General features: G+C 68.0%; 11 protein-coding genes. 7 read left to right on the forward strand and 4 right to left on the reverse strand.

All coding sequences use genetic code 11. From position 1 onward, the window contains the following. Positions 1-8: 8 nt before the first annotated feature. From RZE77_RS07625 to RZE77_RS07635, 3 genes are read right to left on the reverse strand one after another with little or no spacing between them, the layout of a single operon-like run. Complete coding sequence (locus RZE77_RS07625) at positions 9-833, reverse strand: BPSS1780 family membrane protein (protein WP_319430778.1); 825 nt, start codon at positions 831-833, stop codon at positions 9-11. A 10-nt stretch (positions 834-843) separates the two neighbouring features. After that, a complete protein-coding gene (locus RZE77_RS07630; RefSeq protein ID WP_319441337.1) occupies positions 844-1890 on the reverse strand; it encodes a homoserine kinase in 1047 nt (348 codons plus the stop codon). Positions 1891-1933: 43 nt separating this feature from the next. Beyond that, positions 1934-2299 (reverse strand): hypothetical protein, encoded by a 366-nt coding sequence (locus tag RZE77_RS07635; protein WP_319441338.1) that lies wholly within the window; start codon positions 2297-2299, stop codon positions 1934-1936. Positions 2300-2396: 97 nt separating this feature from the next. Here RZE77_RS07635 and polA point away from each other — a divergent pair, with 97 nt between their 5' ends. Genes polA through RZE77_RS07650 form a run of 3 tightly spaced genes read left to right on the forward strand, consistent with a single transcriptional unit; the run spans position 2397 to position 7446 of the window. Beyond that, a complete protein-coding gene (gene polA, locus RZE77_RS07640; RefSeq protein ID WP_319441339.1) occupies positions 2397-5219 on the forward strand; it encodes a DNA polymerase I in 2823 nt (940 codons plus the stop codon). 33 nt (positions 5220-5252) lie between these two features. Continuing rightward, the gene (locus tag RZE77_RS07645) at positions 5253-6536 is read left to right on the forward strand and encodes a M20/M25/M40 family metallo-hydrolase (protein WP_319441340.1); all 1284 of its coding nucleotides are present in this window, start codon (positions 5253-5255) and stop codon (positions 6534-6536) included. 7 nt (positions 6537-6543) lie between these two features. Then, positions 6544-7446 carry a LysR family transcriptional regulator gene (locus RZE77_RS07650; RefSeq protein ID WP_319441341.1) on the forward strand — a complete coding sequence of 301 codons (903 nt, stop codon included), beginning with the start codon at positions 6544-6546 and terminating at the stop codon, positions 7444-7446. A gap of 30 nt (positions 7447-7476) precedes the next feature. On the opposite strand, the gene RZE77_RS07655 is transcribed toward RZE77_RS07650, so the two are convergent. Continuing rightward, positions 7477-8697: a D-amino acid dehydrogenase gene (locus RZE77_RS07655; RefSeq protein ID WP_319441342.1), complete on the reverse strand. Its 1221-nt coding sequence runs from the start codon at positions 8695-8697 to the stop codon at positions 7477-7479. 235 nt (positions 8698-8932) lie between these two features. Between RZE77_RS07655 and RZE77_RS07660 the strand changes: the two genes are divergently transcribed. The 4 genes from RZE77_RS07660 (at position 8933) to RZE77_RS07675 (ending at position 12567) form a co-directional block, all read left to right on the forward strand. Then, a complete protein-coding gene (locus RZE77_RS07660; protein ID WP_319441343.1) occupies positions 8933-9820 on the forward strand; it encodes a transporter substrate-binding domain-containing protein in 888 nt (295 codons plus the stop codon). 20 nt (positions 9821-9840) lie between these two features. Further along, entirely contained in the window at positions 9841-10578 is a 738-nt protein-coding gene (locus RZE77_RS07665) for an aspartate/glutamate racemase family protein (RefSeq protein ID WP_319441344.1), read from the forward strand. 110 nt (positions 10579-10688) lie between these two features. Further along, positions 10689-11588, forward strand: a complete 900-nt coding sequence (locus RZE77_RS07670; protein WP_319441345.1) for a dienelactone hydrolase family protein — start codon at positions 10689-10691, stop codon at positions 11586-11588. A 106-nt stretch (positions 11589-11694) separates the two neighbouring features. Continuing rightward, a complete protein-coding gene (locus RZE77_RS07675) occupies positions 11695-12567 on the forward strand; it encodes a ZIP family metal transporter (protein ID WP_319441346.1) in 873 nt (290 codons plus the stop codon). The last annotated feature ends 34 nt before the right edge of the window (positions 12568-12601 follow it).

Here is a 12601-nt window from a genome sequence, read left to right on the forward strand (position 1 = left end):
AAGAAGGATCAGCTGGGATCGAAGCTGTCGCGGAAGGTGAACCAGGTGGAGCTCAGCGACATGGCCGCGAGCACCAGCGCCGATCCCACGATCAGCACGTTGCCGATGAGGGCCGCGCCGCCGGCCGCCGCGCCCACGCCGATCAGCACGGTGGCGATGAGCCCCATGCCGATGCCCGCGAGCAGGAACACGCCGAACCACGCCAGCACGAAGAGCGCGTAGGCGCCGAAGTTGCGGAACAGCGCCACCACGCTGAAGAAGATGCTCTTGACCGGCTCCACGCCGTGCCAGTGCACGAGCGCCGGGGCGTGCCACATCGCCAGCGAGAGCGGCAGGTTCAGGCACATGAGGAACATGCGCGCCACCTGGAAGTCGCTGCTCGCGATGGTCTCGGCCGACGGCATGTCGTCGAGCAGGTAGGCGCGTGCCAGCTCTCCGCCGTCGATGAAGCTCGTGAGCAGCACCGCCACCACGAAATACGCCGCCGAGATCACGCCGAGCTTGACCAGCGAGCGCCACTCGGCGCGCATGGCGGCGGCCACCGCCACGAACATGGCCGAGCCGGTGGGCCGCTGCGCGTGGCCGGCAATGCCGGCGCCCTCCGCGTTGTCGGTGTAGGCCACCGAGGTGGCCACCATCAGGCCCAGCGTCATGAAGGGCAGCAGGATCGGCGCCAGCACGCTGCCCACCAGCGGCAGCAGCGACACCGTCGAGATCAGCGCCATCAGCAGGAAGAACAGCGAGATGAAGGCGAGCGGCTGCCGCCAGAAGGTCTTGAGCCCGAGGCGGACCCATACGGCGCCGGTTCGCGCCGGCACGATGTGGAGTTTCATTTTTGAAGGGTCAGGCGGGCAGCGGCTCGAGCGACTGCGCCATGGCATGCGGATGGGTGGCGCGCTCGCGCAGCACGCGCTCGAAGTGCGCCGGGTCGTGCGGCTTCAGCATGCTGGCTTCGCGCGGCAGGTGAAAGTCCCACAGCCGCGAAATCCAGAAGCGCAGCGCCGCGGCGCGCAGCATGGCGGGCAGCAGGGCGCGCTCGGACGCATTCAGCGGGCGCACGCTTTCGTAGGCCGCGAGCAGCGCGTCGGCGCGTTCGGCGTCGTGCTGGCCGGTCGGGAGATCGATGGCCCAGTCGTTCAGGCACACGGCCAGGTCGAACAGCCAGGTGTCGGTGCCCGCGAAATAGAAGTCGAACACGCCGGTCAGGCGCGGCGCCGCGCCGGCGTCGTCTCCGGTGGCGAACATCACGTTGTCGCGGAACATGTCGGCATGCACCGGGCCGCGCGGCAGCGCCGCGTAGGCCGACGATTCGGCGATGTGGTTCTGGTAGGCGAGCTCGCCGCGCAGCAGCGCCGCCTGCGATTCGTCCACGTAGGGCAGCACCACCGGCACGGTGTCGTTCCACCATGCGAGGCCGCGCAGGTTCGGCTGGATGCGCGGAAAGTCGCGCGCGGCCAGGTGCATGCGCGCGAGCAGGGCGCCCAGCTCGGCGCAATGGGCCGTGCCTGGTGCCAGTTCGCTTCGGCCCGAGAGCCGCTGCACCAGCGCGGCCGGCTTGCCCGCCACCTTGAGCAGCAGTTCGCACGGGGCGTTTGCGGGAATCGTCAGCGCATGGCCCGAGGGCGGCTGGATGGCCGGATCGGCCACCGGCTCGGGCACCGGCAGGCCGCGGCCCGCCAGGTGCTTCATGAGACAAAGGTAGTAGGGAAGCTGCTCGGCGCTGAGGCGCTCGAACAGCGTCAGCACGAACTCGCCGCTTTCGGTGGTCGCGAAATAGTTGGTGTTCTCGATGCCACCCTCGATGCCGCGCAGCTCGCGCAGCGGGCCGAGGCCCAGGCGCTGCACGAGCGCGTCTGCCTCGCCGAACTCGACTTCGGTAAAAACTGCCATGGCGGTGCTCAGCGTCTTGCTGCAGATGGAAGGCGCGGCACGGTCAGAACTTCATCACGTTCCAGACCCGGGCGCCGTTGCCGTTCGAGTTGGCATCGCCCGAACCTGTGCGCGCGCCTGGATCGTTGGGCCGCACCTCGTAGCCCGGCACGTTGGCCTTGGGCTTCACGTTGATGCTCTGCGTGCGGCCGCCATAGCGCACCTCGTCGACCGAGGCGCCGCTGTCTTCCGTGTGGATGTGCTCGACCTTCTGGTTGCGGCGGCCGTCGGCCTGCTCCTGGTTTTGTAGCGGCTCGGGCGGCGCAGGCGTTGCGGCGGGCGCAGGCTGCGCCTGGACGGCGGCAACGGGGACGACAAAGGCCAGCGCCAGCAGGATGCGGCGGGCGACCAGGAGTGTGGGGCTAGGCATGCAGGGATTGTAGGCGCGAGGGCGCTTTCGGGGTGTCGGCGGGCGGCGCTTGCCGGCGTGGTTCGGGATGCCGGTCCGGGCACGGCAAAATGGCCCGATGACCGACAAGAAAACGCTGCTGCTCGTCGATGGCTCGAGCTATCTCTACCGCGCCTTCCATGCCATGCCCGACCTGCGGGCCGTGCCGGGCGACCCGAAGAGCCCGGCGACCGGCGCCATCCGCGGAATGATCAACATGATGACGGCGCTGCGCCGCGAGGTGCGCGCCGACTACGCGGCCTGCATCTTCGATGCGCCCGGCAAGACCTTCCGCGACGACCTGTACCCCGAGTACAAGGCCAACCGCTCCCCCATGCCCGACGACCTGCGCAGCCAGATCGACCCCATCCACGAGGTGGTCAAGTTGATGGGCTGGCCAGTGCTCTGCGTGCCCGACATCGAGGCCGACGACGTGATCGGCACGCTCGCCAAGACCGCGGCGCAGCAGGGCATCGAGGTGATCGTTTCGAGCGGCGACAAGGACCTGAGCCAGCTGGTGGACGAGCACATCACGATCATCGACACGATGAACGGCAAGAAGCGCGACGTGGCGGGGGTCACGTCGGAGTTCGGTGTGCCGCCCAACCTGATGATCGACTACCAGACGCTGGTCGGCGATGCGGTCGACAACGTGCCCGGCGTCGAGAAGGTCGGCCCGAAGACTGCTGCCAAGTGGCTGCTCGAATACGGCTCGCTCGATGCGCTGATCGAGCGCGCCGCCGAGGTCAAGGGGCAAGCCGGCGAGAACCTGCGCAAGGCCTTGGACAAGCTCCCGCTGAGCCGCCAGCTCGTCACCATCCGCACCGATTGCGACCTGGCCGCACACGTGGTCGGCCTGCCCTCGCTCGAAGGCCTGCCGGTGGGCGCGCCGCAGACCGCCGAGCTCAAGCCTTTCTACGAGAGGTTCGGCTTCAAGAGCCTGGTCAAGTCGCTCGAGGCGCTGGAAGTGCCGCCCGAACTGATCGAAGAGAACATCAAGAAGCAGCTGGCCCGTGGCGCCGCCGCAAGCGCCGACCAGGGCGGGCTGTTCGACGAATCGGCCGACCTTGGCGCGCTGGAGGCCGCATCGCCCGCGAGCAACCTGAAGTACGAGACCATCACCACCTGGGAACAGTTCGATGCCTGGCTCGCCAAGCTGGAAGCCGCCGAGCTGGCCGCCATCGACACCGAGACCACCTCGCTCGACGAGATGGTGGCGCGCATCGTCGGCGTGAGCTTCAGCATCGAGCCCGGCGCGGCGGCCTATGTTCCGCTGGCGCACAACTATCCCGACGCGCCCGTGCAGCTGCCCATCGACGAGGTGCTCGCCAGGCTCAAGCCCTGGCTCGAGAACCCCGCGAAGAAAAAGCTCGGCCAGCACATCAAGTACGACCGCCATGTGCTCGCCAACCACGGCATCGAAGTGCAGGGCTATGCGCACGACACCATGCTGCAGAGCTATGTGCTCGAGGCGCACCGGCCGCACGGCCTCGCGAGCCTGGCCGAACGGCACCTGGGGCGCAGCGGCATCTCGTACGAGGACCTGTGTGGCAAGGGCGCGCACCAGATTCCGTTCAGCCAGGTCGACATCGCCAAGGCCGCCGAATACTCGTGCGAGGACAGCGACCAGACGCTCGACGTGCACCTCGCGCTGTGGCCGCAGATCGAGCGCGACGAGAAGCTGCGCTTCATCTACCAGCTCGAAATGGATTCGAGCGAGGCGCTCTACCGCGTCGAGCGCAACGGCGTGCTGATCGACGCGCCCACGCTCGCCGCGCAGAGCCACGAACTCGGCACGCGCATCATGGCGCTCGAGCAGGAGGCCTACGAGATCGCGGGCCAGCCCTTCAACCTGGGCTCGCCCAAGCAGATCGGCGAGATCTTCTTCACCAAGCTGGGCCTGCCGGTGGTCAAGAAGACGCCGAGCGGCGCACCGAGCACCGACGAGGAAGTGCTCGAAAAGCTGGCCGAGGACTATCCGCTGCCGGCCAAGATCCTCGAGCACCGCGGCCTGTCCAAGCTCAAGGGCACCTACACCGACAAGCTCGGCCAACTCGCCAACCCGCGCACCGGCCGCGTCCACACGCACTATGCGCAGGCGGTGGCGGTCACGGGCCGGCTGTCGAGCAACGATCCCAACCTGCAGAACATCCCGATCCGCACGCCCGAAGGCCGCCGCGTGCGCGAGGCCTTCATTGCACCGCCCGGCAGCGTGATCGCGAGCGCCGACTACTCGCAGATCGAGCTGCGCATCATGGCCCACATCAGCGGCGACGAGTCGCTGCTGCGCGCGTTCAGGGAGGGCATCGACGTGCACCGCGCCACCGCGGCGGAGGTGTTCGGCGCCACGCCCGACCAGGTGTCGAGCGAGCAACGCCGCTATGCCAAGGTGATCAACTTCGGGCTCATCTACGGCATGAGCAGCTTCGGCCTGGCGCGCAACCTCGGCATCGAGACCAAGGCCGCGGCCTCCTACATCGACCGCTACTTTGCGCGCTATCCGGGCGTGAAGGCATACATGGACGAGACCAAGGCGCTGGCCAAGGAAAAGGGCTATGTGGAGACCGTGTTCGGCCGGCGCCTGTACCTGCCCGAGATCAATTCGCCCAACGGCCCGCGCCGCGGCGGTGCCGAGCGCGCGGCCATCAATGCGCCCATGCAGGGCACGGCGGCCGACCTGATCAAGCTCAGCATGATCAAGGTACAGAACGTGCTTGACGAGGAGAAGCGCGCCACCCGCATGATCATGCAGGTGCACGACGAACTGGTGTTCGAAGTGCCCGAGGCCGAGATCGAATGGGTGCGCACCGAAATCCCGCGCCTGATGGCCGGCGTGGCCGAGCTCAAGGTGCCGCTGCTGGCAGAGATCGGCATCGGTCCCAACTGGGACAAGGCGCACTGATCCACCTCCGCTAAAGAAAGAAGAAGCACGCACATGACATTCCAGCCCCGCAAATTTTTGCTCGCCGCCGTTTGCGCCGCCTGCCTCGGCACCGCGTTTGCCGCCCCCGATGCCCGCATCACCTCGCTGGCCGCCAAGGAAAAGCCCGCGCTGCTCGAGACGCTGAAGGAACTGGTCTCGATCGAATCGGGCAGCCGCGACCTCGAAGGCCTGGAGAAGATCTCCGACCTCATCGCCGCGAAATTCAAGGCCATGGGCGGCGAGGTCGAACTCGTCGACACCAGCGCCGAGGCCTACCGCATGGAAGACACGCCCGAGAAGATCGGCCGGGCGGTGCGCGCCACCTTCAAGGGCACGGGCAAGAAGAAGATCATGCTCATCGCGCACATGGACACGGTCTACACCGTGGGCATGCTCGACAAGCAACCGTTCCGCGTCGAAGGCGACAAGGCCTACGGCCTGGGCATTGCCGACGACAAGCAGGGCGTGGCGGTCATCACGCACACGGTCGCGATGCTGCAGGCGCTGAAGTTCAAGGACTACGGCACGCTCACGGTGCTCATCAACGGCGACGAGGAAATCAGCTCGCCGGGTTCGCGCGCGCTCATCACGCGGCTGGGCGGCGAGCACGACGCGGTACTGTCGTTCGAGGGTGCCTCGGTCAAGGAAGACAAGCTCTCGCTGGCCACCGCGGGCATTGCCTCGGTCTCGCTGAACGTCACGGGCAAGGCCTCGCACGCGGGCTCGGCGCCGGAGCTGGGCGTGAACGCGCTCTACGAACTGTCGCACCAGATCCTGCAGATGCGCGACCTGTCCGACCCGGCTACCGGGCTCAAGATGAACTGGACCATCTCGCGTTCGGGCAGCAACCGCAACGTGATTCCGGCCAGCGCCACCGCGGCCGCCGACGTGCGCGTGCTCAAGGTGAGCGACTACGACCGCATCGAGCAGCAGGTGCAGGAGCGCGTGAAGAAGCAGCTGATTCCGGAGGCCAAGGTCGAGATGAAGTTCGAGCGCCGCCGTCCGCCGCTCGAAGCCACCGGTGCCTCGCTCGCGCTCGCGAAGCATGCGCAGCAGATCTACAAGGACGAGCTCGGCCGGCCGCTGGGGGCCGACGACAAGGTGGCCGGCGGCGGCACCGATGCCGCCTTTGCCGCGCTCAAGACCAAGGCGCCGGTGGTGGAGCGCTTCGGCCTGCAGGGCTTCGGCGCGCATTCGGCCGACGCCGAGTACGTGCTGGTCGATTCCATCGAGCCGAGGCTCTATCTTGCAACCCGCATGGTGATGGATCTCTCGCGCAACAAAATCGGCAACTGACCTCGCCATGCGCCTGCGCCACATCGAGGTCTTCAACGCGATCATGCTCACGGGCAGCGTGAGCGCGGCGGCGCGGCTCATCAACATCACGCAGCCGGCGGTGAGCCGCACCTTGCAGCATGCCGAGCTGCAGCTGGGTTTTCCGCTGTTCCAGCGCGCCAAGGGTCGGCTCACACCGACCACCGAGGCGCTCACGCTCTATCCGCACATCGAGCGGCTGTTTGCGCAGCTCGACGAGGTGCAGCGCCTCGCGGCCAACCTGCGCGCGGGCAGCGACACCGGCGAGTTGCGCATCCTGAGCGTGCTGGCGCTGAGCTACGAGGTGCTGCCGCGCGCGCTCAAGGCCTTCCGCGAGAGGCATCCGGGCTATGCGATCACGGTGGAGTCGCTGCACTCGCCGCAGATCATGTCGGCGCTGCTGCTGCAGGAGGCCGACGTGGGCTTCGTCTTCAGCCCCGCGGTGCATCCCTCGCTCACGCAGGAAACGCTGGCCGACACACGCATGGTGTGCATCGCGCCCAAGGGCATGCTGCCGCGCGCGCTGGTGCGCAACGGCTCGGTGGCGCTGCACGATCTGGTCGACCGGCCGGTGATCGGGCTCGACAGCCGCGACCCGGTGGGCACCAGCCTGAGCCAGGCCTGCCGCCAGGCGGGCGTCGGCTTCCAGCAGGCGGTGGTCACGGTGCAGACTTACCATGCCGCGCTGTCGATGGCGCACCACGGGCTGGGCGTGGCGCTGGTCGACGGCTGCACCGCCCGTTCGGCGGACGCCGCCAAGGTCGACGTGCTGGCGCTGGAGCCGCACATTCCGGTGCCGGTGCGCGCCTTGCGTTTTGCGGGCAAGCCCGATTCGGTGGCGGTGCGCGGCATCACGCGCTGCATGCGCGAGGCGATCGAGCAGGCGGCCTGAGATTGGTCCGGAGATAGGTGGCGCCGCGGCTCAGGAAGCCGCAGGCTCCAGCGCCTCGGCAATCCGCTGCGCCGAGCCGAAGGCCAGCGTGAAGCCCAGCGCGCCATGGCCCGTGTTGAACAGCATGTTCGCCGGCGCGCTCGGCAGCCGGCCGATGATCGGCAGCCCCTTGGGCGTGGCCGGCCGCATGCCGGTCCACGGATGCAGTTGCTCGAGCTGGCTTGCATGCGGGAACACGGCGCGCGTGGCGGCGGCCAGCGTCTCGATGCGCGTGGCCGGAATGCTCGCATCGTGTCCCACCAGTTCCGCCATGCCCGCCACGCGCAGCCGCGAGCCGATGCGCGCGAACACCACCTTGCGGGCGCTGTCGGTCACGTTCACCGTGGGCGCGGCACCGGGCGAGGGATCGACCTCCACCGTGATGCTGTAGCCCTTGAGCGGATACACCGGCAAGTAGGCGCCCAGCGCGCGCCCGAGCCTGTGCGAGGCCGAGCCCAGCGCCATCACGAAGGCATCGGCCTCGATGTCGCCGGCACTGGTGTTCACTGCCACCACCCGGCCGTTGCTGCGCGCGAAGCCATGCACGTCGGTGCCGAGCAGAAAGCGCACGCCGCGTGCGCCGAGCACCCGCTGCAGTTCGGCGCAGACCTTGAGGCAGTCGGCCGCGCATTCGCTCGGCGTGTAGACGGCGCCGGCCATCCGGCCGCGATAGCCCGCGAGCGCGGGCTCGATGGCGGCGCATTCGTCGGGCGAGACGATGCGCTGCGCGCTGCCCATGGCGCGCTGCAGCTCGAGCTGCGCGCGCGCACCGTCGAGCGAGGCCGCGCTGGCGTACAGCACCAGCTTGCCGGTGGCGGAAAAGTCGCAGTCGGGTGCCACGTCGGCCTGCATTTCCTCGAAGCCGGTGCGGCTCAGCGCAGCCAGCGCGAGCAGTTGCGCGGTGGTGCTGCGCGAGGTCTGCGCATTGCAGGCCGCCATGAAGGCCAGCCCCCAGCGCCACTGGAGCGGATCGAGCTGGGGCCTCAGCTTGAGCGGCGAGGAGGGCGAGAGCAGCAGCTTGGGCAGCTGCTTCCAGATCGACGGATCGGCCAGCGGCTGCACATACGAGTAGCTGAGCTGCGCGCCGTTGCCGCCGCTGGCGCCCGCACCGGGGGCGGCGCGGTCGACGACCGTGACCTGGTGGCCCCGGCGTTCGAGCTGCCAGGCGGTGGCCAGGCCCACGATGCCGGCGCCCAGCACACACACATGCATGGAGGCAACTTTCCGAAAAGGGAGTGAAGAGGGGACAGCGTCGACTGTAGGTGCGCGCCGCGCCGCCCGGAAATGCCAAAAGCGCGGAGGCCCATAGCCAAAGCGCATGCCTTGCCGCCCGCGTTTCCCTAACCCATAACCTTTGGGTATGGCCTAGGGTTCAATTGGAATTGTCGCGCTGTGTCACTCCTTCTTACACTGGCCGCTCTGTTCAACCAATCTGAAGAAGGCTCGCATGAAACTCTCCGCATTGATGGCCGCCGCTGCCGTGGTGTTGCTTTCCGCCACCGGCGTCCAGGCCGCCGACACGCTGGCCAAGATCGCCGAGTCCGGCAAGATCACGCTCGCCTACCGCGAGTCGTCGGTGCCCTTCAGCTACCTGGACGGCCCCAACAAGCCGATCGGCTTCTCGGTCGAACTCTCCAACGCCGTGGTCGAGGCGGTGAAGAAGAAGCTCAACAAGCCCAGCCTGCAGGTGCAGCTGATGCCGGTGACCTCGCAGAACCGCATTCCGCTCATCACCAACGGCACCGTCGACCTGGAGTGCGGCTCCACCACCAACAACAGCGCGCGCGGCAAGGACGTGGCCTTTGCCGTCAACCATTTCTACACGGGCACGCGCCTGCTGGTGAAGAAGTCCTCGAAGATCAAGGACTACGCCGACCTCGCCAAGAAGACGGTGGCCAGCACCACCGGCACCACCAATGCGCTGGTCATGCGCAAGTACAACACCGAGAAGAACCTCGACATGGACATCGTGCTCGGCAAGGACCACGCCGACGCCTTCCTGCTCGTGGAAAGCGACCGCGCCGTGGCGTTTGCCATGGACGACATCCTGCTGTTCGGCCTGATTGCCAACGCCAAGAACCCGGCCGACTACGAGGTGGTGGGCGAGGCGCTGCAGGTCGAGCCCTATGCCTGCATGCTGCCCAAGGACGACCCGGCCTTCAAGAAGCTGGTGGACGACACCTTCATCGGCATGATGAAGAGCGGCGAGTTCGAGAAGCTCTACACCAAGTGGTTCATGTCGCCGATCCCGCCGAAGAACGCGCCGCTGAACCTGCCCATGAGCCAGCAGCTCAAGGACAACATCAAGGCGCCTTCGGACAAGCCAGCGACCTGACCCACGGACGGACCAGATCCATGGCTTCCACGAACGTCGTCGGCATCCTGGGCGGCATGGGCCCGGCGGCGGGGGCCGACTTCGTCCGGCTCTTCGTGCAGGCCTGTGCGCAGCAGATGCGCGCGCGCGGGGAGCCGGTGCGGGACCAGTCCTTTCCGGAGCACTGGCTGGCGCAGGTGCCGGTGCCCGACCGCACCGATGCGCTGGGCTCGGCCGAGAGCGGCGCGCACCAGCCGCTCGAGCCGATGCTGCAGGCGCTCGGGCGGCTTGCCGCACTGGGCAGCCAGGCGGTGGCCATTGCCTGCAACACCGCGCATGCCTGGCATGCCCGGCTGCAGGAGCGCTTTCCGCAGGTCGAGCTGCTGCACATGGCGCGCGAGGTGGCGCAGCATCTTGCCGAGCAGCGCGCGGGCAGCGTGGCGCTGATGGCCACCGAAGGCACCTACCGCGTCCGGCTCTACGAACAGGCGCTGGCCGAGGCGGGGCTCGACTGCCATGTGCCGCTGGCCGATGAGCGCCGCATCATCACGCGCGGCATCTTCGAGGGCGTCAAGGCCGGCAACATGCAGCTCGCCGAAGCCTGTTTTTCGCAGGTGGCGCTGCAGCTCGCGCAGCGCCACGGACCGGTCACCATCATCATGGGCTGCACCGAGGTGCCGCTCGGGCTGCAGGGTTCGGCCGCCGTGGCCGGGCTGAGCCTGGTCGATCCGGCGCAGGTGCTGGCCGCCGCGCTGGCGCGCCGCGCCTACCGCGAGTAGAAGCCAGGTAGCAACCCTGTTGACATACGGGCCGGGCTGATTTCGCCTACATTGCGGCGTGCGTTTTCACGCATGCCCCCTTGTCCGACGATTCAACTGGAGCCCTACCCATGTCCCTTCGCGACGACAGCCGTTCCGATTTCGATTCGCTTCGCCCCGGCGAGAGCACGGAGCAGGGCGCCACGCGCCGCACCGCGCTCAAGGCCGCCATTGGCGTGGGCTACGCGGCCGCGGTCATGCCGGTCATGGCGCAGACCGCCATCAGCACCTCGGCCGAGGGCCTGAAGGCCGGGCCGATCAAGTACACCGTCAATGGCTTCGAGGTGCCGGCCTATGCGGCCGCGCCCGCCGGCAAGACGGGCCTGCCCGTGATCCTGGTGATCCAGGAGATCTTCGGCGTGCACGAATACATCGCCGACACCTGCCGCCGCTTCGCCAAGCTCGGCTACCTGGCCATTGCGCCCGAACTCTATGCGCGCCAGGGCGATCCGCGCGGCTACACCGACATTCCCAAGCTGCAGGCCGACATCGTGAGCAAGGTGCCCGATGCGCAGGTCATGGCCGACCTCGACGGCGCGCTGGCCTACGCCGCGGCCAATGGCGGCAACGTGGCCAAGGCCGGCATCACCGGCTTCTGCTGGGGCGGGCGCATCGTGTGGCTCTATGCGGCCACCGGCAAGGTCAAGGCCGGCGTGGCCTGGTACGGGCGGCTGGTCGGCCAGCCGAGCGAACTCGCGCCCAGGCACCCGGTCGACGTCGCGGCCAGCCTGCAGGCGCCGGTGCTCGGCCTCTACGGCGGCAAGGACCAGGGCATTCCCCTTGACACGGTTGATAAGATGAAGGCCGCCCTCGCCACCGGAACCCCGGCGGCCAAGGCTTCGAGCTTCGTCGTGTATCCCGAAGCAGGCCATGCGTTCCATGCCGACTACCGCCCGAGCTACGTGAAAAGCGCGGCCGAAGACGGGTGGCAGCGCGCCACGGCCTGGTTCAAAGCCAATGGCGTCGCCTGACGGGCAGCCAGCAGCCACCCACCGCCGAAGGCCGTCCCAGTGACGGCCTTTCTCTTTTTATGAACGGTATCGGGCATCAATGCCCATCGACATTGCGCAAGCAGCTATGAATTTGATAGTGATCATCGCGGCGACCCTGGTTGCCGGCATCGGAAGCGTGTGGCTGGCCGCATTGCTCTTGCGCGTGGGCGTCCGCAACGGCTCGGGCGGGGTGAATTCGCAGCACCTGCTGAGCCTGGCCGCGGGCGCGCTGCTGGCCACCGCGTTCATGCACCTGTTGCCGGAAGCCTTCGAAAGCCGCATCGAGCCCGCGCTGCTGTTCGGCGTGCTGCTGTTCGGGCTGGTGTTCTTCTTCCTGCTGGACAAGGCCGAGCTCTGGCACCACGGGCACGAGCACCATCATGGCGATCACGGCCATGCCCACGATCACGACCATGGCCATGCGCACGCCCACGCGCCCCGCATGGGCGGCGGCTGGGCCGTGCTCACCGGCGACAGCGTGCACTGTTTCGGCGACGGCATTTTGATCGCGTCGGCCTTCATCGCGGACATCCGCCTGGGCCTGGTGGCGGCCGTGGCCGTGCTGGCGCACGAGGTTCCGCACCACATCGGCGACCTGGTCGTGCTGCGCCAGAGCTCGCCCAACCAGCGTGCGGCCATCGTCAAGGTGTCGCTGGCCGGCACCATGACCATGCTCGGCGGCATCGTGGGATGGTGGCTGGTCGACCAACTGCACGGCTGGCTGCCGTACTTCCTGGTGCTGGCCAGCAGCAGCTTCGTCTACGTGGCGCTGGCCGACCTGATTCCCCAACTGCAGAAGCGGCTGCCCGCGCGGCAGACCGCGGCGCAGATCGTGTGGCTGGTGGTGGGCATCGCGCTGGTCTCGCTGGTGAGCCGGCTGGCGCACGGCGAGCACGGCCATGGCGACCATGGCCACGACGAAGGCCACGGGGAACACGGCCACGTCCACAAGGACTGAAGGCAGGGCCGCCGGCGCCGGTGCGCGAAACTTT

Origin of the sequence: Variovorax sp. SPNA7 (genome assembly GCF_033807855.1) — a bacterium.
Taxonomy (GTDB): Bacteria; Pseudomonadota; Gammaproteobacteria; order Burkholderiales; family Burkholderiaceae_C; genus Variovorax; species Variovorax beijingensis.

What these genes read in the sequence shown, in the direction of transcription:
- RZE77_RS07660 (WP_319441343.1), top strand. Translation starts at nt 8,933, where the DNA reads ATGAAACTCTCCGCATTGATGGCCGCCGCTGCCGTGGTGTTGCTTTCC.
- RZE77_RS07635 (WP_319441338.1), bottom strand. Translation starts at nt 2,299, where the DNA reads ATGCCTAGCCCCACACTCCTGGTCGCCCGCCGCATCCTGCTGGCGCTG.
- RZE77_RS07670 (WP_319441345.1), top strand. Translation starts at nt 10,689, where the DNA reads ATGTCCCTTCGCGACGACAGCCGTTCCGATTTCGATTCGCTTCGCCCC.
- RZE77_RS07625 (WP_319430778.1), bottom strand. Translation starts at nt 833, where the DNA reads ATGAAACTCCACATCGTGCCGGCGCGAACCGGCGCCGTATGGGTCCGC.
- RZE77_RS07655 (WP_319441342.1), bottom strand. Translation starts at nt 8,697, where the DNA reads ATGCATGTGTGTGTGCTGGGCGCCGGCATCGTGGGCCTGGCCACCGCC.
- RZE77_RS07665 (WP_319441344.1), top strand. Translation starts at nt 9,841, where the DNA reads ATGGCTTCCACGAACGTCGTCGGCATCCTGGGCGGCATGGGCCCGGCG.
- RZE77_RS07630 (WP_319441337.1), bottom strand. Translation starts at nt 1,890, where the DNA reads ATGGCAGTTTTTACCGAAGTCGAGTTCGGCGAGGCAGACGCGCTCGTG.
- RZE77_RS07645 (WP_319441340.1), top strand. Translation starts at nt 5,253, where the DNA reads ATGACATTCCAGCCCCGCAAATTTTTGCTCGCCGCCGTTTGCGCCGCC.
- RZE77_RS07650 (WP_319441341.1), top strand. Translation starts at nt 6,544, where the DNA reads ATGCGCCTGCGCCACATCGAGGTCTTCAACGCGATCATGCTCACGGGC.
- polA (WP_319441339.1), top strand. Translation starts at nt 2,397, where the DNA reads ATGACCGACAAGAAAACGCTGCTGCTCGTCGATGGCTCGAGCTATCTC.
- RZE77_RS07675 (WP_319441346.1), top strand. Translation starts at nt 11,695, where the DNA reads ATGAATTTGATAGTGATCATCGCGGCGACCCTGGTTGCCGGCATCGGA.